Origin of the sequence: Lelliottia wanjuensis (assembly GCF_030238365.1) — a bacterium.
Lineage (GTDB): Bacteria > Pseudomonadota > Gammaproteobacteria > Enterobacterales > Enterobacteriaceae > Enterobacter > Enterobacter wanjuensis.
This window is the reverse complement of sequence record NZ_JASSOT010000005.1, coordinates 1-19711: the sequence shown is the minus strand read 5'-3', so window position 1 is coordinate 19711 and position 19711 is coordinate 1. Positions and strand designations below refer to the sequence as shown.

Genomic DNA, 19711 nt, shown 5'->3' with positions numbered 1-19711 from the left:
CGGTGCGCACGGTCCGCCGGTACTGGTGAACCGACATTTTAAGGGGTGAACCAACCTCATTTTACTGTTTGTAGGTTCACACAAAGCGAGCACTGGCGCGGCTTGCAGGGCCGTGAACCAACTGAACTGACGTTTTTTCAGTGTCTATATATACGTTATTATTCCTTTTTCACTCCGGCCACCAGCAACACGCCATGCGCACGGCGCTTTAAATGGCGTGCTACCACACAAAGAGGAGCCCACAAAAGCCATGAACATTACGACAAGGCAAAAGGCTGACATTGTGGCCGCGCTTATCGAGAGGGGTAACGCAGAGCTCACGCCTTATCTGTGCCGCGAACTGGAGAGGGTGATCGCTGGGGATGCAGCCCGGCGCGAACGGTTTATCCAGAAAGTTAGATCCCCGGAGTACCACTGGAAAAAACCAGAGCCGAGGCGAAGATAGAGCGCAAAAATTTGGACTGTTCTTGACGGAAAAAAAACACAACACGCTCGCAATCGTTGCCGCTGCTGGCTTTGGTTCAGATTGAATGATTGGGCCGTCAAAAATGCAGTGAGTCAGACCGGTACGCACACCCGGGGGAAGTACGCAGCAAGGTACGCACCCAAAGCGCGCTTTTTTTCTGCGTACTTTGCGCGGTAAAAAATTGGTGATGAAAAAAGGCTGTTTGAGTTTGTGGCAGGAAGTGCGGCGCAATGTATGCCCGGTCACTTAATAACCATTAATCACTATGGTTACTTTTCTGGAATATCCCCGGAAAAATCAGGCTGGTGGGTGACTCCCCGCCAGCCCTTGCGGTGTCTGGTGGCCCCTGCTGGACTTGAACCAGCGACCAAGCGATTATGAGTTTTAGGTGATACAGATCACTATTTTTACCTATCGTTGTAAAACAAGCATTTAAACCCCAAGCAAACTCCCCATAGTGACCTAAAATTACCCACAATTACCCATTGTACATATCCTATAAATATCCTGGAGGATTTGGGGCTAGTTTATGGACACCTTCAACTTCACAAAAAAAACCATAGCGGAGCTGCCGCCAGCCCCCGCAGGAAAACAGATCGAATACGCTGATTCAGGCGTTGTTGGTCTGCGCGTTCGCGTGGGGGCTACGGGCATCAAAGCATTCTGTATAGCGCGGTACCGTGACAAAAAGTTTATCCGGGCAACGCTGGGCCGCTTTCCTGATATGTCTGTGGATATGGCCAGGGCTAAAGCGCTTGAGATGTTGAGCGCAGTTGCCAAAGACGGCAAAAACCCCAACGAGTCAAAACGCGAGGATCAAAACAGGCTGGTCACGCTTTCTGACGCGCTGGCGGAATACCTTAAATCACGCGCGCAGCGTATCAAACAGACGACGATCAGCCAGTATGAGGGGATACTCACTAACTTTTCCGGTGACTGGCTTAAAACGCCGCTGGCGGCCATTGACCGCGAACGGGTGGAGGCCAGGCACAAAGCCATAACAGAGGGCGGTGTGTGGTTCGGTGATAAGCCGCAGCGTGCAGGCGTGGCGACCGGCAGCAAAGCGCAGGCGGATTTATGGGCCCGTGTACTGCGCGCCGTTTACCGGTATTCGCACGATCATTACCGCGACACAGACGGCAACCGCCTTTTACCAGATCCCCCAACAATGGTACTCAGCACAAAGCGGAAATGGCACGGCACCACGCGCAAAACGTCCCGCATACGTAATAACGAGCTCTCACGTTGGCTGAGTGCCGTTGATGCCGTTCGCCAGCACTCCACCAGCATAAGGGATGATTTTGCCGTTTCGGTGTGTGATGCGCTCGACGTGGCGTTATTCACTGGCCTGCGCCGCGCGGAGGTGTTCGGGCTGGAGTGGGAGCGGGTGAAAATTTCCGGCCGCTATTTCTGGATAGACAAGACCAAAAACGGCGACCCGCTGGAGCTGCCGATCACCGACACGCTTCACGGCATCTTTGAGCGCCGCAAAGCAATGCGCAACGACAATAACCCGTATGTGTTCCCGGCAGCGCAGGGCGGCATTATCACCGACCCGCGCAGGGTGATAGACCAAATTAGCCAGGCGACCGCGCAGAACGTCGCAGAATCACCGATCGCTTTCACTTGCCATGATGCCCGGCGCACGTTCGGCAGCGTGGCGGAGCTGGTGGGCGTCGGATCGTACATTCTCAAACGCCTGATGAATCACAAAACCATGCGCAGCGCAGACGTTACCCAGGGCTATTTGCACTTCTCCGCCGACGAGCTGCAGGAACCGGCCAAAAAGATTGAACGCGCCATACTGGAGCACGCCGGGTTAGTGGAAAAGGCGACAGGACTTGATCACCAGCTGTTAGCGGTCATGGGGACTATGACCGAAGAAGATAAACGCAGGATGCTTTTTGATATCCTTAACCTGCAAAGTAATGAGAAAAAAGCATGAATAAATTTGTCGTAACTCAAGAAATGACAAACAACGTAGTAAAACTAACAAGTGATTTATCAAAATCCTATAGGGAGCATGGGGATTTTTTAATTGGTGTCGCAAGGGATGCAATCTCAAAGATTAATAATCCGGATGGAGTTAATGATATAAAATTTCTTGATAACTTAATTAATGTTGATTGCGATGGCATTGATAGAGATTTTCTCACTGAATTAGTAATACTCTCTATTTTAGAGGTTTTAGGCTGCCACAATGCCTCTAGAGCTTTTGCAGCAAAAACGGAAAGGCGCATAGCTTTAGAAAATGATGCGCCCAGAATACTGGAGGAGATTGTTGCTCTATCTACATCCGAATATATGAGGAAAATAGCGTCATCCCCAAGAAATGAAAATTACGAAACAATAATTAAAATCATTAAGTTAACATGGGAGAAGTATCCTAGAATGAGCAAAAAGGAACTTATAAGACAGCTTCTGGAATACTATAATAAAAAAGTTGATGAAAGCACTTTGAAACGCTGGATTAAAAAAGAAAATCTTACCCCGCCTCGACCTGAAAAGTACGGGAGTGGATCACTGGTGTTTCCCGAGGGGGTATAGCGAATATGACAGAGGCATAGCCCGCTATGCGGGGTGCGGTATTGCTATGCCCCTCTATTCGGTAAACAAATTAGCGCCAATAATCCTCACCGTTGTTAACCCATTTATAACGGTGAGGCTCATGAATACCAATCAATCCCAAGATACAAAACTTACCCGCCCCGAGGCTGCCGCATATCTGGGCGTAGCCACAAGCACAATGGCGAACTGGCACAGCACGGGCCGGGTAAAAATTCCTTTCTATAAAGTTGGCCGCAAAAAAACTATCTACCTGAAATCGGATCTTGATGCGTACCTTGCATCTGTGCGTCAGTCTGCTTGATGGGGGGTGTATGACACAAAGAAAAAGCGCCCCGCTACCGGAGCGCCGCTTTGAACGAGGTGGCCGCGCCAACGAAACCACCAGCGCCAATCCTATCCCTGCTGGTGGCGCTGCGCAACCGGGTGCAGACGTGCAAACTTTTGAGTTTCGCTCAGGTACTGGCGCCATGCTGGCGAACGTGCGCGCCGTGCTGCTGGATGGTGCGCCGTGGTTTTATGCCGTGGACGTCTGCGACGCGCTCGAACTGAAAGACACGAATAAATCATTGCTGGGTGTGGACGATGAGGACAGGCGCGAACACGAATACTATTCGGGTTCAGGTCGTAAGCCGCTGCTGGTGAATGAGTCTGGCCTTTACAGCCTGATATTCAAAAGCCGCAAATCTGCCGCCCGGCAGTTTAAGCGCTGGGTAACGTCCGAGGTTTTACCCTCTATCCGGAGCACTGGCGGTTATGCTGGCGTTGCGCCGGTTCCCGCAATCGACTTTGCAGACCCCGCCGCCGCGGCGCGCGCCTGGGCTGATGAGTACGAGGCCAAAAAGCAGATCACCGGCTACGCGCAGCGCCAGGCGAAATATATCGATCACCTTGAAAATCTTTTCACTGATGGGCTTACGCCGGTGCAGTTCTGCCGCCGCCTGAACGGCGTGAACACCAGCAGGGTAAATAGCTGGCTGATGGAAAAGAACTGGCTATACGACGACACGCCGAACGCACACCGGGCAACGTGGCGCGTTTTCTCCTATGCGCGCGATCAGTACCTCACAGAAACCTCCAGGACCATTAAGCCAAACAAGCACACCAGTTTTGAGGCATTCAGCGCGGTACTGCTGAAAAAGGGCGCTGTGTGGCTGTACCGGCATTACCTCAAAGGTGATCTGCCCATGAAAACCGACTGGAGCGGCGAATACACCCACGATAAAGAATTGGCGGAGCTGGTGGGCGGCAGGGCGGTAAATTCATGAATGTTTTTAATTAACGTTCAGCTTTGATTATTCGGTTTCATGAATGGTGAGTGGTATCTTTCATTAGCAATATCAATAGTTTGAAATGAATCGAATTAGCCGATATTGACATGTAAGCACGATTCAAAGTGCGGCAAATTGATCGTTAAAACAGATCGATAATGGGTCATTGATCTATGTTGCCTATTAGACATGTGAAGGGTATGGGCTTTACTGGAATGGGCGTGAGTTTCAGGGGCTGTTATAGCAGTTTCTGAGTTCGGTAAATTTAAAAGCGAATCTGATATGAAAACGAAAATTAACGACCTTCCCGGCCGGGGCTTCGCACACCCTGGAGATCTGAAAAGGCTTATTTGTGCGGTGGAGTTCTCCGGTGCCGGGGTGGTGATTATCGCCGGTCAGCGACTCGCTGGTGGATCACCCGCCAGACAGAATATTTCACTGAAAAATGAGGTAGACCATGACGGGCTGAAAGCAGGAAATATCACCGATTCTGATTCTGTGGTTGATTGCTGGTGTTTAGCGGTGGACAGCGGTAAATGTCGATCTCGGGCAAAAGAAAAGGGCGCGGATTGCGGCCACGCCCTTTGGTGGGCTTTTCCTCAATTTGAGGGGAAGTTATCACGCCGCGCCAGCTGCGCAGTTACCGAACCCAGCCAACGGCTGAGTTACCCCTCAGGCGTTCACTTATCGCCTTTGAGCTGCCTGGCTTCATGCTGCGCTATGCCCACCAGTTCGCGGAGGTGGTCGCCTGCCTGCACGCCGATCTCCCCGATGCGCTCGAGCGCCTCCAGTGCTCCATTGAGATTGGTTAAGAGCTTTTCTTCACCGTTCTCTTTGAGCTGGCGGCGGGTTATTTCGCCCTGCATGGCGGTAACTATGAATTGCCCGGTACTTTCATCCTCTCGTTTTACTGACTCCATTCCTTCAATTACTTCATGGGGAATTCGGGCTGCAACTGCCTGTGATTTAGCATTTTTTACGCCTGTTGCCATTGTCTTACTCCACCGTGTTTGGTGTAGCACAGTATACATGATTGGTGTAAACATAAAAGTGTTGACGTGTTCTACACGTATGAATTATCGTGTTTACACTTTAATGGTTTGGTGTAGAACACATGGCAACGATAAACAGCATTACCAACACGTTAACCGGTCGCCGGTTCACGCTTTCCACCACCAGCACTGGCGGTATCCGCATGGCGTGGCTGGGCGGCAACAGCATTCAATCAGTGATTGTGACAAAGGAGCATTTCAGGGCGCTATGTGCGCACCCTGCCATGAAGATTGGCGGGTAGTAAAAAACAGCGAAGCCCGGCAGTGCGCAAACACTAACCGGGCCTCTAACCACAACCCAAACCACCGGGATAAAAATCATGGCTAAAGCCGATATTACCACAAACACCCGACCAGCTTTCACCTGGTTATTTCTGGCAACCTACGAAGACCCCGAAGCGCTGCCGGTAGTTCTGCGCACCCAGGCCAATACCGAAAGCGCCGCCCGTGAACTGCTGGCGGGTGATCACTCACTGACGTTCGCCGCCAAAATCCGCACCGATTGCCCGATCACCTGCAGTTGGGTCGCTGGCCATGACAGGTGCTTTACCTGGATGATTATTGGCAATGAGCACGATCCGGAAGAAATGGCTCGTCATTTCGCCAACCGTGACCGGAACGGAGGGGGCAATCATGCGCATTGAATTTTACGATCGCGGCGCTACCGCAAAAATTAAGGTTCACCATTCCTTTTTCTCTACGTGGCGAATCAATGGCGCACTCAGTGAGATCCGCAAAAATCTGAGCGTTAATTCATTCGGTACGGTGTTCCGCACCACCGTTATTTCTGGCGACGTCCTCCCGGTGTGCGAAGCTCACCAGTTACTTATGAGAGAGAGCCACCATGACTAAATCACTGTTACCGCCGGGCCTGAAAATCCGTGTGCTGACCACCATCGAGAATGGAGAGGTAACGCAAGAGGTCGTGTCAGATGATCGGATGGTGCTGAGCGTAGCGGATTTTATCACTGTGGCTCACCGGGCCGGGCTTCTCGTTTCTCGTAAGGTGGTGAATAGTTCGCTGTCGAGTGTTTTTGCTAGAATCGAAATGGTGCAAAAAATTATCAGTGAAGGCCTGGAGAATTTAAACGGGCTGGAAGGGATCGATATCACCGCCACGCTGTGCGAGCTGCACGAAGAAATTATGGACATTGAGAGCCAACTAAAAGAGCTTTCACCAGGAGAATAAAACCATGTTTAAAAAATTATTCCGGCGTCTCGCTGGTGGCCGCGCTCAACCAAAATTCGTGTTTACCTGCCGGGGCATTAAATCGGAACTGGTGGCGAGCGTGAATATTCACCTGGAAAACAGGTTCACCCTGTTAACGCTGCTCAACCTGCCGAACGTCAATATTGATTTTATCGGCTGGCGCACCTGGCGGATCACCAGCATAGCGAACACGCAGGAGCTTTCCCGCGTCCATAACAAATTAATCAGCCGGGGGATGCTATGAGCAACGGTATGCAAAAAATCGAAGTTAACAGCCGCTGGGTAGACGGCTGGGGCAAAAAAATCACCGTCATTGAGTCTGACGGGTTCCGCATCCTGTTTTTGCGTGATGGTTATGCGCACCCCTGCCGCATGACGGATTACCGTTTTACGCGGGAATTTAAACACCTGCCAGAGGAAAGCGCGGCGCGGCAGGCAGAAGCGAAAGAAAATGGCGTGGAAAAAATCCAGCAACTGAAAAATTTATTGCAGGTGGAGGGAGTATGAGAAGCGCCCCGAACGTTAAAAAACTGCCGAAAGACAAATTTACTGAGGCGATTATTTTTGCCGGTGCTGATGCCTGGATCCACGCAAAAGACTGGCAGGAAAACAACCGGGCGGGGGATAGCGTCCCCCCGATCACTCTCGCACCTGAGCAGCTGGCAGACCTGCATAACGTCGCCATTATCGACGAGGGCCGCCGTTATGCGCGCGTTTACCGCGCTGGCGAACTGAGCGCCACGCATACCACCAGCATAGCCACTCTGTTAGCGCTGGCAGACGTGCAGGAGGCCCGTTTTTATTCTGAATCATACGAACTGCTGGAAGACTGGACAGCACAACTCCCACGCCTGAAAGAGCAGGCCGAACGCGGGGAAAGTGTGGTGATTAATCTGCCTCTGAAAAGCCAGCCGAAAAAAAATGACGATATGACCCCCTACGTGGACGAGCGCCCGGAAGGGTTATTCTGGGTAACACCAAAGCTGGATAAGGAAACCGGCGAAATCCTCCGCCCCGGCCAGATTCTGTGTAATTTGCTGGAGGTGGCAGGCGTGGGGATCGGCGTCGATGACGAGGCGCGTTATCTCATTCTGCGCTGGACGCCAGCAGGAAGCAAAACAAAGCGCACAGAGGCTATCCCCATGCGGGACATTGGCGACCGTGAGGGCTGGGCGCGTCTGCGCGCTGGTGGGCTGTTTATCACCGCTAATCCACGTCTGCGCAACGTGCTGGCCGATCATCTGCTGCGCGACACGGCCAGCTGCGAATTGTGGCACATTGCCAGCGTGACCGGCTGGCAGTGCGGGGCGTATATCATGCCTGACGGGGAAATTATCGGCACACCTGAAACGCCGGTGATGTTTAACGGGCGCAGTTCTGCCGCTGGTGGGTATTCAGTGCGGGGAACCGTTGCGAGCTGGCGCGCCACGGTGGGCCGCCTGGCTGGTGGCAATTACTCCATGATGACAGCGATCGCCGCGTCACTTTGTGGGCCGCTGATCGGCCTCACGGATTCGGACGGGTTCGGGATTCACTTTTACAATTCATCGAGCGCCGGAAAGACCACTACGCAGAGTGTAGCCAGCAGCCTATACGGCAAGCCGGAGGCGCTCAAATTGACCTGGTACGGCACCGCGCTGGGGCTGGCGAACGAAGCCGCCGCACACAATGATGCGCTGATGCCGCTGGATGAAATAGGCCAGGGTACCGACCCAATGAGCGTCTATCAGGCGGCCTATGCGCTGTTTAATGGCACCGGAAAGCTACAGGGTGCCAAAGAGGGCGGAAACCGTGAGTTAAAGCGCTGGCGCGTTGTGGCGATCAGTACCGGAGAAGTGGACATGGAAACCTTTGTTGCGACGGTGGGGAAAAAAGCGAAAGCCGGTCAAATGGTGCGCCTGATTAACGTCCCGCTGACCAAAGCCACGAATTTTCATGAGCTCAAAACGGGTGAGGCCCATGCGCGTGCGCTGGCCGCCGCCTGGCTGGATAACCACGGAGCCGCCGGGCGGGAGTGGATTAAATTTCTGTCATGCCACCAGCAGGAGGCACGGGAGGCATTACGCGCTGCAGAGCTGCGCTGGCGTGATCTGATTCCTGCTGATTACGGCGAACAGGCGCACCGCGTGGCCGGGCGCTTTGCTGTGATGGAGGCGGCGTTAATACTGAGCACTGAAATCACCGGCTGGGATGTGCAGGCCAGCCGCGATGCTATCCAGCACACGTGGAATTCGTGGATCCATGAGTTCGGCACCGCCAACAAGGAACACCAGCAGATTATTGAGCAGTGCGAGGCGTTTCTTAATGCACATGGCTACAGCCGCTTTGCGCCGCTACCTTACGATCCCACCAGCCTGCCAGTAAACAACCTGGCCGGGTACCGAAAGCGGCAGAGCAGCCATGACGATGCCCCAATGGTGTTCTACACGTTCCCGGCAGCATTCGAGAAAGAGATCGCTAATGGGTTCAACCCGCGCCAGTTCGCCAGAGTATTGGCAGAAAGCGGCATGTTAACAGCACCAGCAGCCGGGCGCGGCTATCAGCGTAAATCCCCGCGTGTCGATGGTCGCCAGGTGTGGGTGTACGTTATCCAGCACCAACCCGACGACACAGAGCCAGAAGAATAGACCCTATATAGAAACAGATAGATGTTGGTTCAGTTGGTTCAGTTGGTTCAATTCTTTTATGTAGTTGAATTTAAAGGTTTACACAAAATTAACTGAACCAACAAACAATCAAAATGAACCAACAAACCGCCGATTTGAACCAACAGCGCAGAGCTGAAAAACGGAATTATGACCATGACCGAAAGCGTATCAATCAACGAAGCCAAAAACCTCACTGACACACTGGCCGAGGATCTGGAAAGAAAAGGACTCTGGCGCAGGGCTGCAACTCGCTGGCTGGAAGTGATGTATCAGCCACACCAGACCGACAGGACACGCGCAGCGGCTGCGGTTCGGCGCAATAACTGCCAGCGCATCCTTAACGGAATGAAACCTGCACGTTTTACGGAGATTTAAGCCATGCAGACAATTAACGAAAAACCCAATCTTTCCCCGGCTGATACGCAGTCCTTACGGGCTGTTATCGAAAAAGCAAAGAGCCAGGGATTCCAGAAAATCGTAATGCGCGTGACGCTTGCGGAGTGGTTGTTGGATGAACTGGAAGCCAAAGAAGAACAGCGCGCTAACTGGTTTCAGATGGCGGAGAAGTTGGGTGCGGATTTGGACGCAGCAGAGAAATTGAACGCCGATTACCGCGCCAGACTCGACAGGCTTGAGCGCAAATGCGATCACCAGAACAGCGTTTACTGGGACGCGTCAAATGTAAAACGATGCGCCCGATGCGGAATTAGTGTCGCCGCTGGCATCACAGTGAAAGGGGAATGAAGTGACTGAATTTCTGGCTTACGCCTGCGTAATTATCGGCCCTTTCGCCGTTACCTGGCTTTTCAATGTTCCACTTGATGACGAATAACCACGGAGAAGCCCCTCAAGGGGCTTAAACAGAATGCTGGTACTGAAATGGTTTTTGTGGCGGCGCTGGAAGTTCATCCTAGCCGTTAAGCACTGGAAGGACATTGAAACCCATATCTGCCTCCAGAATTTAGAGAAAGTGGATTTTGCCGGGTGCGTTACCCATCCAATTATCTGGTGCGACATGTGCCGAATCATTGTGAGACAGGAAGTGTTAAATGACCAATAACAATCTAACAGACGAAACGCTGGACGCCTGGAAAACCGAAGCGAAGATTTCACTGGGTGAAACAGCGAAAGATACGCCGGAATATTCCCATCATGCCGCGATTTTCGAACTGGTTACAGAGCTTCAGCAGCGCCGCGCAGCCGATAATAATTGCCAGCTTTACGGCATAGTTGATTGTAATGGTAATGCGTACATTGACGAACTGTGCGTTGCACCAATCGCCAGTCATCTTGATTGCGTTATCGACGAGTTAAACGCGGACTATGGGATCGGAGAGTATGCCAACGAGGGCGCGCCATACCGCATTGTTGCGCTTTATACGGCGCTCCCCCTTACTGACTCCGAGCGAGCAGAGCTTGAGAATTACCGGAACGCTGAGTTCATGCCAAAAAATCTGGATAGAGCGCTAACCATCATGGGCGTAGCACTTCCGGAGTCGAAAGAGGAATTTAATTTTCAGGCCGAACGCTGGATGCAGCGCCTAATTGATCGCGTTATTCGCTGTGAATCTGAGTGGAACGCGCAGCAGGTAGTGCCGGGTGATGTCACCGGACCGCTTGAGCATGCCTACAAAGAATTGACTCCTCAATTCATGCGGAATCACATTTCCGTTTTCGAGCGCTACGGAACCCTAGTCGATGGTTTGACAGGAATACAGGCGATGCGCATCGCTCTCGATGTAATGGAGCGCCGCGCCGCCATGCAGTCTGGCGCAGTGAAAGATGGGTGGGTGGCTGTGCCGGTTGATCCGACAGAGAAGATGATTATCGCCGGGTTCGAATCTGAGCCAGACGAGTTCTTTAGCAAAGAGGAAGAGTGGGAGCAGTACGAAGCAATGAGTGGGTGCCAGCAGGCTGCGCACCGGGCGAAACTTTGTTGGGCGGCGATGATTTCCGCTGCTCCATCCAGTGATGGAGGTGAAGAGTGACAGCGCAAATGGCAGCACATGGCCGGATAGTTGCCGACGTGCAGACAAAGCCCACCAGCAGTGGCAGCAATATGGCGTTTACCCGGATTGCGGTTGCGCTTCCATGCCGTGCAGCGGAAAACGCTGAATCGACAATGTGGCTCGGGGTAACGGCGTTCGGCAAGCAGGCGGAGGCGCTGGCCCGTCACCAGAAAGGCGATCTGATTTGCGTATCTGGCTTGCTGCAGGTGAATCAGTGGACAGGGCCGGACGGCGGCATACAGAGCGGTTATGCGCTGGTGGCCGACAGTGTGATCAGCGCAAAAACCGTAAAACCGGGAGGTGGAGCAGGTAAGCACGCAGGGAATGGACAATCCAGACGGCAGCAGGCCCACCAGCAGCACCCGCCGGAGGACTACGATCAGTCACAGGGAGGGGGCATACCGTTTTGAGAGGGGGAAGACCCGCCGTAATGGCGGGTTAATTTTTATTACACGGAAAATTTTTTATTAATATTATTTTTGCGTTTTGATATGCGTCATTATTATCTGGGTTTATATTTTTTATATCGTGGTAAGAATTATGTGTTATGTAATAACCAATAGGCTCTTTGTCTGGTAAGCATATTTCATTCATAGAGGCAAGAGCGGCGGCAACCCCCATCATGTAACCCTCAAATTCATTTGCGTAAACTAGTGGGTCTATCTCTGTTGAGCTGGATATATCAGCTTTATATCCTCTTATTAAATCACTGTTGGAATATAGAGGGGTCGCGTTACATGCTATTGATGTAAAAATAAAGCAAAGTGCAATGTGTTTTATTGTTTTCAATTTAATTTCCTTTCCCCATCATAGTGTTTATTATTTTTGATTCAATCTCATACTCTGCACGGCCCTTTCTTATGCGCTTTCTCTCTTCGAGGCTTGGCAGGAGAAATTCATCAACTGATCTAGATACATCCTTAATTTCACCTATTTCAGCAGAGATAGAGCATGACGCGTCTTTAATTTGTGATAAAAGATAAAATTCTTCATCGTGAGATTTATTTCTTTCATGGAGCTGATCGCTAATGCCACGAAGGACAAGTGAGCAATCCCATACGCCGTTGCAAATACCAATCAATAGAAATATTGAAAATGAACAGGCAAACATCATATAAATCTCTACCCAACTTGCATTGATTGAACCCTCAACCTTTAAAATGGTAAGGAATAAAGGGGTCACAATTGCCAGCAATATTCTAAATATTATTGTCATATTATATACCTGTCACTTTTAGTTTATACTTTCTAAGTAATTTAAAAACAAACCATATAAAGGCATTGTTAATTAGTAATGTTATTATTGATATAATTATAAGATAGTAAAAATCCCAATTTTCGATATCAATGAACCCGTATTTTTTAGTTAAAAAAGAAAACACTTCTAATTCAGGAAAAAAACCTATCAGTAGCACAAAAACCACCAGGTAGGTGAATGCAAAGACGTGCCATAAGGTAAGAAATTTTTTTATGCTCATCAATAAACCTGTACCGTTCCGTAGGCTTCCAGTTGTCCGGATATCTTAAAGGTTGGCGTTCTCAGCAATGCCCCCCTGAAAATATTGAAACCATCCTTACTGACAAAGGTTATACAACCATTGCTTACGCCTTTGTAGCCTGCCGGGTGAAGTCTAAAGTTACCCCTTTCTACGCTGCCAATAAACGTGTGGTCATCTATGTTTGAATCCTCTCTGTACAGCGCGAACCATGTGAAGTGATTTGAACCAGAAAAAATAGAATAGGCTGCATCTTTGACGAGGTGCTTAAAGCCATTGCCCGGCCTTGTGACGATGTAATACTTCCCCGGTGGAAGCGGGCCGACATTCGGAGTGGCTACATCATCGGGGTTATTTCTCATAGTCCCTTTATTGCCAGAGTAGGCGGGAAAGAAACCAACGCCGGGGCAACTAAGGTTAGATAGCTGTCCATTATTAAGATGGAATGTACACCGGATCATCTTTCATTCCACGCGTCAGAGAACTGAACATTACCATCGCAATATTTCCATGTAATACGCTCATAACGAAGCGATACGCTTTCAAGATGATTATGCTTCTCTGTCGCAGGGTTTTTAACGTCGTACATGACGGGGCAAACGGAGATTACCTTCACGTTCTCCAGCATCATATTGAAGTATTCAACTTCCTGCCCGGCATCATTGATGCGATACCACTTAAATTCTGCGCTTTTCAGCGTCTGGCCTTTCGCTACAGCCTTATAAAGATAGGGGCTTGAAGAATCAAATTCCTTCTCAAAAGTAAGAGCACTATGAACTCTGGTTCCGGTTATTTTTCCGGTATTGTTATCGGTCGGTAGTTGTAACCCATGACCAAAGGCCAAAACCTCTATGCTTCCTTCGCGATCCTTTACATCGGAAGAACCTTTAATAGCCGCGCCGCCGTCGTCGGCCAAAAACAAATATGCAGGAATAGCCATTTCGATTAACTCCATTAACTGAAAAATTAATCACACATTACATCCACTTAACTTAACAAAGTGTAATTTTTTATCACCATTGTTACCCATATTTACCCATTCAATAAATCAACTCAAAACATCAATCTCACGCATGAATAAGACCTCTTTTTGACCCGTATCATAAACCCGATTAAAACCGTTACGTTGTTGCGATAAATGCAATGGTATGTGTATACATTGCAAAAGATGGGATTACAATAATGCTGTATGTTTAATCAGTAGGTAGGTAAACCATGACCAGAAAAACCAACACAAAGGTTGTACTCGTCACCCTCGAACAGTACGCCGCCCTCGAACTCATTCAGCAGCGCGACCGCCAGACCAGCATTACCGGCGCAGCGCCAACCATTAACGCCATTGCGCGCACACTGCTGGACAAAGCCCTAGCATCCACCACCACCCAGGAGAAAACAGCATGACAACCACCACAGCAGAAATGAGCACCACCAGCACCGATACAGAAATCACCGCAAATCAGCTGGAGATTAAGCGCGAAGATTTTCGCCAGGATTGCGCCAATCTGATCCGCTCCATTGAGAACGCCTCACGGGTAGATGAATGCGTACACCGCACCCGCCGTGCAGAGATTGAATTAAAAATGCTTGCCAGCTATCTGGAGGGGCAGATTTTTGAAGATGCCGCTTTATTTGGTGTGGAATGCGCTGTTGCCAATCTGCGTGAAGCTATCGCGGATCACGGGCGCAAAGTTATTGAGCTGGGAATTACTAATTACGCCACCGGCGGAGACATTACCCCAGAAATTCGCGCCGAAGCGATCCGCGCCATGATTCCGCATGAGCCCGATCACTCCCTCTATCACGCTGTGTTGGTGGACATGCTTAATGAAGCCACCGCCGATACGCCTAATTACATGGAGGCCTGATTATGGGCTTACTTGGTGGAATGGGGGCCGGGAAAGCGGCAGAGGCGCAGGCAAAAGCCGCCAAAGAAATTGCCAAAGGGTTTGGGCAGTTGGGTCAAAAGCAGTACGACTGGATTTCTCCCTGGATGGACGCTGGCAAAGGTGCACTCACTGCGCAAATGCAGATGCTGGCGAATCCACTCAACAGTCAAGCGGCGCTAACTGATTATTACGCTGGTCCGCAGTATGCCCAACAGGAAGCGGAAGCACAATACGCTACCGAATCGGCGGCGGAGGCGACCGGGACTATGGGCAGCACGGCTACAGGCAACGTGCTGGCTAGTCAGTCAACACAGCTCGGCCAGCAATATCTACAGGGGCTCAACAAGCAGCGTAGCCAGCAATTCCAGGAGCTGGGCGGAATCTCGCAGGAGGGCTTAAGTGCCACCAAAACCATGGGAAACTGGGGTTATCAGGATGTCAGTTCGGCGGCGAAATATCTTGGGGAGGCCGCAGGCTTAAGCGGTGCAGGCACTATGGCTAAATATAGTGGCCTTGCTGGTGGAATTAGTTCTGCCATTAAAACAGCGTCTGGCTTGTTTGGCGCAAATAAAGCGGGTGGCGCAAATAAATCACCCAGCGGCGACACTAATTGGTGGAAAGTGGCGGGTGATGCCGCAATGACTGCTTTATCTTTTCTTTAAGGGGGTTGCATGGGGATGCTAGGCAGCAATATTCCAGATTTTTACGGACAAATCGAAAAAGCACAGGAGTCAGGGGCGAGGCTCGGACAGAGCTACCTTGATTCATTGCATCAGGGTTTTATGCAGCAGGACCAGGAGAATCAAATTTTACGCCGCAATGCCGCCCGCGATGCGTTTGGCACGGCGTGGCAAAGCGGAGATCCGAAAGCGATTGAACGCGTGATGGCGCAGTTTCCGGAGTTTGCGAAACAGGCTCAGGAGTTTATAGGCATTCGCGACGATCAGCACCGTAAGGATTTGGGTTCATTGATGATGCGCGTTAAATCGCTGGCGGAGGCGGGTGATCTGAAAGGGGCAAATGATCTGATCGCCAATAGTGGAAGCACGCTGGATAAGCCCACAAAAGCTACGTTTATGGGGGTTATTCAGGCTGCGAATAATAGCGATCAGAAAATTTCAGCGCCAGCACTCCAGCACCTGAAAGACCTTGCAGACGGAATGACCGTTAGCGCGTTATCTCCCCAGGAAATTGCTAACGAAAAAGATAAAGAGCGCCGTTATCTGCTCGATGTTCAAAAAGAAGCTGAGATGGAGCAGCGCGACTTATGGGGGCATCAGGATCGGATTGCGGGAAACCAGTATCGCTGGGCAGGGCTTAATGAGCGAAGCCAGTACCACAATGCATTATTGAATTTTCGCGCTCAAATGACCGATAAGCAGCAGCAAATAGCCGATCGCATGAATTGGAACGCATGGGGAACCAATAACAAACCGGCTATAAAGCAACTCAGCCAAACTTTACAGGCTGAGGGGCGCTTACAAGCAGCCCTGAACACTGGCACGCCGATCGGTGATGTGAGTGCCATGCTGCAGTTTATGGTTCAGGAAGCCCCGAACCTTTCTCCGCGTATCGCTCAGGCGATGGGGGTAAGTGGCGAGGCGGCGGCAGGTATCCTTCAGAAAGCACAGCAGGCGATCGGCGATCTTCAAAATGGTCGCAAGCTCCAACCGCAACAGATTAACGACTTAAAAGCGGTCAGCGCCGCCATGAAACAATCTGTGCAAAATAATTATTACTCTCTGGTTTCTCCAGCGCTGGTGGGTGTCGATTTATCCGATCCTAAACAGGCGCAGACGGCGATGAAGCGCACGAATTTACCCTTACCTGCGCTCAATTACATCCAGCAGCATGCTGAAGATTACGATCAGTATGGTTTCGGCTCTGGCGTTCCGGGAGCGGGCGGACCCGATAACACCACTGCAGCGCCCGTTTCCGCACCTGCAACAACGCCACTTACACCCTTACAGCAGCCCGGCGGTGGTGGTCAGACAAACCCTTATACAGGGCAGACCATACAAGGGCGCGCACCATCAGGGATGGAAAAAACCGATATTAAAACCCCTGGAAACCTCCCGAACGGAACGGTTAATCAAAATAACCCTGATTACGTTGCCTATAACGGCTACTGGTACAAAAAAGGTAATAAAAAATGAGCCTGGAAGATGATCTGAATAAAGGGTATGGAAATTCATCCAGTGCCAGTCTTGAAGCTAGTTTAAATGCGGGATACCACCAGCCAACAGAGGAAGAACCGGATCACCCCGGCGGGCTGGTGGGGGATTTGTACCGCTGGGCAACCGGAGAGGGCCGTAAAACCGAAGCAACGGAACAATATCACCTTGTGGACGCTGCGCCAGAGTTCAGCGGTTTTACCATGGGATTAACAAAGGGGGTTGAAGGGCTTTTTCATAACCCGGCTGCAAATATTGCTATGGCGCTGGCGACGACTCCGGAACAGAAGAAAAAAATTATTGAAGAGGCATTCCCCGGCTCGCAGTTCTGGAAAGACGAGAAAGGCAATATCGGCGTAGATCTCCCGTCTGGTCGCTATATGTTAGATAAGCCAGGGTTAACCCCTGTGGATGCGGCTAATGCCCTCATTACCGGCCTTGAGCTGGAGATTACAGGGGCGCTTCCTGCTGGAGCTGTCACTAGCATGGGCGGCGGCCTGCTGGCGCGCACCGGTGCTAAAGCCGTTGCCGGTACTGCTGCCGATTTGCTTAATCAGGGGATTGTTTCCGCTGGTGGCGGTGGGCCGATTTCCATTAAGCAGGTAATCGCCTCAGGCGCGCTAAATGCTCTTATTCCTGGTGGCGGAGGTGTGGCTAAATCAGGTAGTAAAGCAGCTTTAGAAGGCGCAGAGGGATCGGTATTAACATCCGCCGGGCAGTTACGGAAAACTGCCAACCTTGCAGCACGCAAAGGCGGACCGGAAGCAATATCCGAACTTGCCGCCCTGGTTGATGCCGATCCGGAAATTCTGGCCGCCGCTGGACGTCTTGGAATTTCACCTGAGGAATTGTTACCCAGTCACTATAGCAATAACGAGGATATGCGCAGGTTGATTGGCCTGCTGGCATCACGTCAGGGGAGCGGGTTGGCGGAACAGGAATCAGCCCTGTTAAAAAAATTGGCTGAACGCGTGAAACAATTCATCACAGAAAATGGCGGTTCGCTTGATGGTGGTGAAGTATCGGCGGCATTCAAAAAAGACCTGGATGATCTGCGCGAAACATTAAGCCAGCAGGAAGGGGAACTGTATAAGCAGCTCGATACAGCTATATCGCCGGTGGAGCGTATACAGGCAACGAACACGATTGATTATCTGGATAAAGAGGCAACAAAGCGCGGCGGCGGTCTGGGGCAACTGGAAGGGGAAGAGAGAAAAGTTTCCGACTATTTCGAAGGAAAAGACGGCACCCCCACTTATCATGGACTGGACAGATGGCGCAAAAAAATTGGCAGAGCATACGGTAAGGCAGAAGCAGCGCGATCGCCTGAGGAGCATCAGTTAGCCGAGCTTTACCACGTTGTGCGCGATGATGTTAAAGACGTGGCAGAGCGTCACGGCCTGGGGGATGTTTTCGACCAGGCGAAGGAGAAAGGGGCGGCCCGGTTCGCGCTTAACGACGTGGCAAGGGGGCTACTCGGCAAAGACGAAACGGAAGCGTTAATGCCAAAAATCACGGCAGCTGTAAAAAAACTCAGTACCGGTCAGATCGGTGATTTTGTGAAGGTAATGAATTTATTGCCAGCAGAATACCGCCAAAAGGCTTTGGTTACTGCGCTGGGCGATATGTTCAGCCAGGGTTCTAAATCTGCCGATATCCTCCACCTGCCCGGAGCCGTGAACTGGCTGCGCGACGTAAAGGGCAACAGTCAGGTATGGGGAGAGCTGACAAAACACCTCCCGGAGGACACCGTTAATCAGCTTAATGATATTTTCACGCTGTTCGGTGGCGTTCGCCGCGCCCGTCAGTCTCTGGAGGCAAACACAGGCACGAAAATAGGCGATTTTGAGAAGCTTATTAATCAGGCTGGTGGTGTTCAGTCATTTATTGCTGAACATCCAGCACTCACTAAAGGGATTGAGCAGACGGCGCGTTACGCGGCTACTGCCGGGGGATATCTCACGCATGGCCCATTTGGTCCAGTCATCAGCATGGCGGCAAATAGTGCATTAACCAGCCTACTAAACAAGCTTAAGGGTAATGTTGTCCCTGAACTGGATCGCCTCCTGTCAACACCAGAATTTTCCGGCTTTGCTTCCGCTATTGATTCCGCGGCGGGTCTGGAAGGTAAAGCGCAGATCGAGGCATTGCGGAGAGCGCGCGGTATGGATGGAAGTGTTGCCAGCACTGATGCATTCCGGGAATTCTACAAGAAAGCCCCGAAAGCATTTAAGGATCTGATTAATCGTAAGGGTCTGGCAAAAGCGATTTTTGATGAAGTCATGGCCGAGAAAAGCCGACAGAATCTGGCAAACCCAAAGAAGGCCACCAGCAACTAACCAACGCCCCGCGCAGGGGCTTTTTTACGCAGCATCGAAACTGCGAATTCGCAACGATCTCCCCCTAAGATTTCCTAAGGTTTTAAACTGCGAATTCGCAAATTTAAATCTTAGCAAAAAGTACCGTGAAACCCTTGTTGTGTCTGGCTTTACGCGCGTATATAAACTGCGAATTCGCAATTTCCCATGTATAGAAATGTTAAGGTTTATTAAGGTTCAAAACTGCGAATTCGCAGTTTGTGAGGCTTAGAAATGCCAGGGTGAAAACGATGAATCAAACCGCGAAAATTAATGAATCAATAGAGGCATATCGTCAGCGCCTTGCTGATAATGCTGTTAACGGTGAGCTATCCTCTGTTGAGCGCATAGAGGCGCGCGCAGAGCTCCTGAGCAGCTTTATTTCTGATGAATGGATGCCACCAGCAGATCAGCCAAAATTCCGTGGCCGCGTCTCTCAGCTGGTGGAGGGTGTGGTTATTGGCAAGAATCATACGGCCATGCCTGCCCACAGGCAGCTAATTGATCTGGAGGGACAGATTTACACCCCTCTGCGTATGGCCGCTGCAGAAGAGTTTGAGCGCCTCAGGAATGCCAG

Annotated in this window: 26 protein-coding genes; 21 read left to right on the top strand and 5 right to left on the bottom strand. The window is 50.9% G+C overall.

The annotated features are described in order from the left end of the window. Positions 1–995: 995 nt before the first annotated feature. The 4 genes from QQF33_RS02885 to QQF33_RS02870 all read left to right on the top strand — a co-directional run bounded on the left by QQF33_RS02885 (position 996) and on the right by QQF33_RS02870 (position 4299). On the top strand, positions 996–2411 hold the full coding sequence (locus QQF33_RS02885) for an integrase family protein (RefSeq protein WP_285157334.1): 1416 nt from the start codon (positions 996–998) through the stop codon (positions 2409–2411). Continuing rightward, the gene (locus tag QQF33_RS02880) at positions 2408–3013 is read left to right on the top strand and encodes a hypothetical protein (protein ID WP_285157333.1); all 606 of its coding nucleotides are present in this window, start codon (positions 2408–2410) and stop codon (positions 3011–3013) included. The genes QQF33_RS02885 and QQF33_RS02880 overlap by 4 nt, the downstream gene beginning before the upstream one ends. Before the next feature lie 121 nt (positions 3014–3134). Further along, positions 3135–3335: a helix-turn-helix domain-containing protein gene (locus QQF33_RS02875; RefSeq protein ID WP_285157332.1), complete on the top strand. Its 201-nt coding sequence runs from the start codon at positions 3135–3137 to the stop codon at positions 3333–3335. Positions 3336–3345: 10 nt separating this feature from the next. Then, on the top strand, positions 3346–4299 hold the full coding sequence (locus QQF33_RS02870; protein ID WP_285157331.1) for a BRO-N domain-containing protein: 954 nt from the start codon (positions 3346–3348) through the stop codon (positions 4297–4299). Between the two features lie 683 nt (positions 4300–4982). Here the strand turns inward: QQF33_RS02870 and QQF33_RS02865 are convergent. Then, positions 4983–5294 carry a YlcI/YnfO family protein gene (locus QQF33_RS02865; protein WP_285157330.1) on the bottom strand — a complete coding sequence of 104 codons (312 nt, stop codon included), beginning with the start codon at positions 5292–5294 and terminating at the stop codon, positions 4983–4985. A gap of 122 nt (positions 5295–5416) precedes the next feature. Between QQF33_RS02865 and QQF33_RS02860 the strand changes: the two genes are divergently transcribed. From QQF33_RS02860 to QQF33_RS02810, 11 genes are all read left to right on the top strand, one after another. After that, positions 5417–5596 (top strand): hypothetical protein, encoded by a 180-nt coding sequence (locus QQF33_RS02860; RefSeq protein WP_285157329.1) that lies wholly within the window; start codon positions 5417–5419, stop codon positions 5594–5596. 78 nt (positions 5597–5674) lie between these two features. Next, positions 5675–5998, top strand: coding sequence for a host cell division inhibitor Icd-like protein (locus QQF33_RS02855; protein WP_285157328.1), 324 nt, complete (start codon positions 5675–5677; stop codon positions 5996–5998). After that, positions 5988–6206, top strand: coding sequence for a hypothetical protein (locus tag QQF33_RS02850; protein ID WP_285157327.1), 219 nt, complete (start codon positions 5988–5990; stop codon positions 6204–6206). Before QQF33_RS02855 ends, QQF33_RS02850 begins: the two co-directional genes overlap by 11 nt. Beyond that, entirely contained in the window at positions 6199–6543 is a 345-nt protein-coding gene (locus QQF33_RS02845; protein WP_285157326.1) for a hypothetical protein, read from the top strand. The genes QQF33_RS02850 and QQF33_RS02845 overlap by 8 nt, the downstream gene beginning before the upstream one ends. 4 nt (positions 6544–6547) lie before the next feature. After that, on the top strand, positions 6548–6808 hold the full coding sequence (locus QQF33_RS02840; protein ID WP_285157325.1) for a hypothetical protein: 261 nt from the start codon (positions 6548–6550) through the stop codon (positions 6806–6808). Further along, positions 6805–7071: a DUF4222 domain-containing protein gene (locus QQF33_RS02835; RefSeq protein ID WP_285157324.1), complete on the top strand. Its 267-nt coding sequence runs from the start codon at positions 6805–6807 to the stop codon at positions 7069–7071. Before QQF33_RS02840 ends, QQF33_RS02835 begins: the two co-directional genes overlap by 4 nt. Next, on the top strand, positions 7068–9191 hold the full coding sequence (locus QQF33_RS02830) for a DUF927 domain-containing protein (RefSeq protein ID WP_285157323.1): 2124 nt from the start codon (positions 7068–7070) through the stop codon (positions 9189–9191). Before QQF33_RS02835 ends, QQF33_RS02830 begins: the two co-directional genes overlap by 4 nt. A gap of 168 nt (positions 9192–9359) precedes the next feature. Continuing rightward, positions 9360–9587, top strand: a complete 228-nt coding sequence (locus QQF33_RS02825; protein ID WP_285157322.1) for a PerC family transcriptional regulator — start codon at positions 9360–9362, stop codon at positions 9585–9587. A gap of 3 nt (positions 9588–9590) precedes the next feature. Further along, positions 9591–9956 carry a hypothetical protein gene (locus tag QQF33_RS02820; protein ID WP_285157321.1) on the top strand — a complete coding sequence of 122 codons (366 nt, stop codon included), beginning with the start codon at positions 9591–9593 and terminating at the stop codon, positions 9954–9956. 305 nt (positions 9957–10261) lie between these two features. After that, positions 10262–11200, top strand: a complete 939-nt coding sequence (locus QQF33_RS02815) for a hypothetical protein (protein ID WP_285157320.1) — start codon at positions 10262–10264, stop codon at positions 11198–11200. Continuing rightward, on the top strand, positions 11197–11631 hold the full coding sequence (locus QQF33_RS02810; protein ID WP_285157319.1) for a single-stranded DNA-binding protein: 435 nt from the start codon (positions 11197–11199) through the stop codon (positions 11629–11631). The genes QQF33_RS02815 and QQF33_RS02810 overlap by 4 nt, the downstream gene beginning before the upstream one ends. 28 nt (positions 11632–11659) lie before the next feature. Here the strand turns inward: QQF33_RS02810 and QQF33_RS02805 are convergent, their stop codons facing one another. The 4 genes from QQF33_RS02805 to QQF33_RS02790 all read right to left on the bottom strand — a co-directional run bounded on the left by QQF33_RS02805 (position 11660) and on the right by QQF33_RS02790 (position 13657). Beyond that, positions 11660–12010, bottom strand: a complete 351-nt coding sequence (locus tag QQF33_RS02805; RefSeq protein WP_285157318.1) for a hypothetical protein — start codon at positions 12008–12010, stop codon at positions 11660–11662. 1 nt (position 12011) lies between these two features. After that, a complete protein-coding gene (locus QQF33_RS02800) occupies positions 12012–12437 on the bottom strand; it encodes a hypothetical protein (protein WP_285157317.1) in 426 nt (141 codons plus the stop codon). 261 nt (positions 12438–12698) lie between these two features. After that, positions 12699–13178 (bottom strand): DUF2778 domain-containing protein, encoded by a 480-nt coding sequence (locus tag QQF33_RS02795; RefSeq protein WP_285157316.1) that lies wholly within the window; start codon positions 13176–13178, stop codon positions 12699–12701. Then, positions 13175–13657 carry an Hcp family type VI secretion system effector gene (locus QQF33_RS02790; RefSeq protein WP_285157315.1) on the bottom strand — a complete coding sequence of 161 codons (483 nt, stop codon included), beginning with the start codon at positions 13655–13657 and terminating at the stop codon, positions 13175–13177. Before QQF33_RS02790 ends, QQF33_RS02795 begins: the two co-directional genes overlap by 4 nt. A gap of 275 nt (positions 13658–13932) precedes the next feature. On the opposite strand from QQF33_RS02790, the gene QQF33_RS02785 reads away from it, so the two are divergent. The 6 genes from QQF33_RS02785 to QQF33_RS02760 form a co-directional block, all read left to right on the top strand. Further along, entirely contained in the window at positions 13933–14118 is a 186-nt protein-coding gene (locus tag QQF33_RS02785) for a hypothetical protein (RefSeq protein ID WP_285157314.1), read from the top strand. Then, complete coding sequence (locus QQF33_RS02780) at positions 14115–14582, top strand: hypothetical protein (RefSeq protein WP_285157313.1); 468 nt, start codon at positions 14115–14117, stop codon at positions 14580–14582. Before QQF33_RS02785 ends, QQF33_RS02780 begins: the two co-directional genes overlap by 4 nt. Before the next feature lie 2 nt (positions 14583–14584). Continuing rightward, on the top strand, positions 14585–15265 hold the full coding sequence (locus tag QQF33_RS02775) for a hypothetical protein (RefSeq protein WP_285157312.1): 681 nt from the start codon (positions 14585–14587) through the stop codon (positions 15263–15265). A gap of 9 nt (positions 15266–15274) precedes the next feature. Beyond that, the gene (locus QQF33_RS02770; protein WP_285157311.1) at positions 15275–16759 is read left to right on the top strand and encodes a phage DNA ejection protein; all 1485 of its coding nucleotides are present in this window, start codon (positions 15275–15277) and stop codon (positions 16757–16759) included. Then, on the top strand, positions 16756–19116 hold the full coding sequence (locus tag QQF33_RS02765; protein ID WP_285157310.1) for a hypothetical protein: 2361 nt from the start codon (positions 16756–16758) through the stop codon (positions 19114–19116). Before QQF33_RS02770 ends, QQF33_RS02765 begins: the two co-directional genes overlap by 4 nt. A gap of 269 nt (positions 19117–19385) precedes the next feature. Beyond that, a partial coding sequence (locus QQF33_RS02760) for a hypothetical protein (protein ID WP_285157309.1) occupies positions 19386–19711 on the top strand: 326 nt, incomplete at its 3' end.

Bases quoted from the DNA above. Each gene is read 5' to 3' on its own strand.
- QQF33_RS02860 (WP_285157329.1), top strand. From the start codon at position 5,417: ATGGCAACGATAAACAGCATTACCAACACGTTAACCGGTCGCCGGTTC.
- QQF33_RS02840 (WP_285157325.1), top strand. From the start codon at position 6,548: ATGTTTAAAAAATTATTCCGGCGTCTCGCTGGTGGCCGCGCTCAACCA.
- QQF33_RS02855 (WP_285157328.1), top strand. From the start codon at position 5,675: ATGGCTAAAGCCGATATTACCACAAACACCCGACCAGCTTTCACCTGG.
- QQF33_RS02815 (WP_285157320.1), top strand. From the start codon at position 10,262: ATGACCAATAACAATCTAACAGACGAAACGCTGGACGCCTGGAAAACC.
- QQF33_RS02870 (WP_285157331.1), top strand. From the start codon at position 3,346: ATGACACAAAGAAAAAGCGCCCCGCTACCGGAGCGCCGCTTTGAACGA.
- QQF33_RS02875 (WP_285157332.1), top strand. From the start codon at position 3,135: ATGAATACCAATCAATCCCAAGATACAAAACTTACCCGCCCCGAGGCT.
- QQF33_RS02880 (WP_285157333.1), top strand. From the start codon at position 2,408: ATGAATAAATTTGTCGTAACTCAAGAAATGACAAACAACGTAGTAAAA.
- QQF33_RS02780 (WP_285157313.1), top strand. From the start codon at position 14,115: ATGACAACCACCACAGCAGAAATGAGCACCACCAGCACCGATACAGAA.
- QQF33_RS02830 (WP_285157323.1), top strand. From the start codon at position 7,068: ATGAGAAGCGCCCCGAACGTTAAAAAACTGCCGAAAGACAAATTTACT.
- QQF33_RS02795 (WP_285157316.1), bottom strand. From the start codon at position 13,178: ATGATCCGGTGTACATTCCATCTTAATAATGGACAGCTATCTAACCTT.
- QQF33_RS02835 (WP_285157324.1), top strand. From the start codon at position 6,805: ATGAGCAACGGTATGCAAAAAATCGAAGTTAACAGCCGCTGGGTAGAC.
- QQF33_RS02775 (WP_285157312.1), top strand. From the start codon at position 14,585: ATGGGCTTACTTGGTGGAATGGGGGCCGGGAAAGCGGCAGAGGCGCAG.
- QQF33_RS02825 (WP_285157322.1), top strand. From the start codon at position 9,360: ATGACCATGACCGAAAGCGTATCAATCAACGAAGCCAAAAACCTCACT.
- QQF33_RS02785 (WP_285157314.1), top strand. From the start codon at position 13,933: ATGACCAGAAAAACCAACACAAAGGTTGTACTCGTCACCCTCGAACAG.
- QQF33_RS02800 (WP_285157317.1), bottom strand. From the start codon at position 12,437: ATGACAATAATATTTAGAATATTGCTGGCAATTGTGACCCCTTTATTC.
- QQF33_RS02885 (WP_285157334.1), top strand. From the start codon at position 996: ATGGACACCTTCAACTTCACAAAAAAAACCATAGCGGAGCTGCCGCCA.
- QQF33_RS02790 (WP_285157315.1), bottom strand. From the start codon at position 13,657: ATGGCTATTCCTGCATATTTGTTTTTGGCCGACGACGGCGGCGCGGCT.
- QQF33_RS02850 (WP_285157327.1), top strand. From the start codon at position 5,988: ATGCGCATTGAATTTTACGATCGCGGCGCTACCGCAAAAATTAAGGTT.
- QQF33_RS02865 (WP_285157330.1), bottom strand. From the start codon at position 5,294: ATGGCAACAGGCGTAAAAAATGCTAAATCACAGGCAGTTGCAGCCCGA.
- QQF33_RS02765 (WP_285157310.1), top strand. From the start codon at position 16,756: ATGAGCCTGGAAGATGATCTGAATAAAGGGTATGGAAATTCATCCAGT.
- QQF33_RS02820 (WP_285157321.1), top strand. From the start codon at position 9,591: ATGCAGACAATTAACGAAAAACCCAATCTTTCCCCGGCTGATACGCAG.
- QQF33_RS02845 (WP_285157326.1), top strand. From the start codon at position 6,199: ATGACTAAATCACTGTTACCGCCGGGCCTGAAAATCCGTGTGCTGACC.
- QQF33_RS02770 (WP_285157311.1), top strand. From the start codon at position 15,275: ATGGGGATGCTAGGCAGCAATATTCCAGATTTTTACGGACAAATCGAA.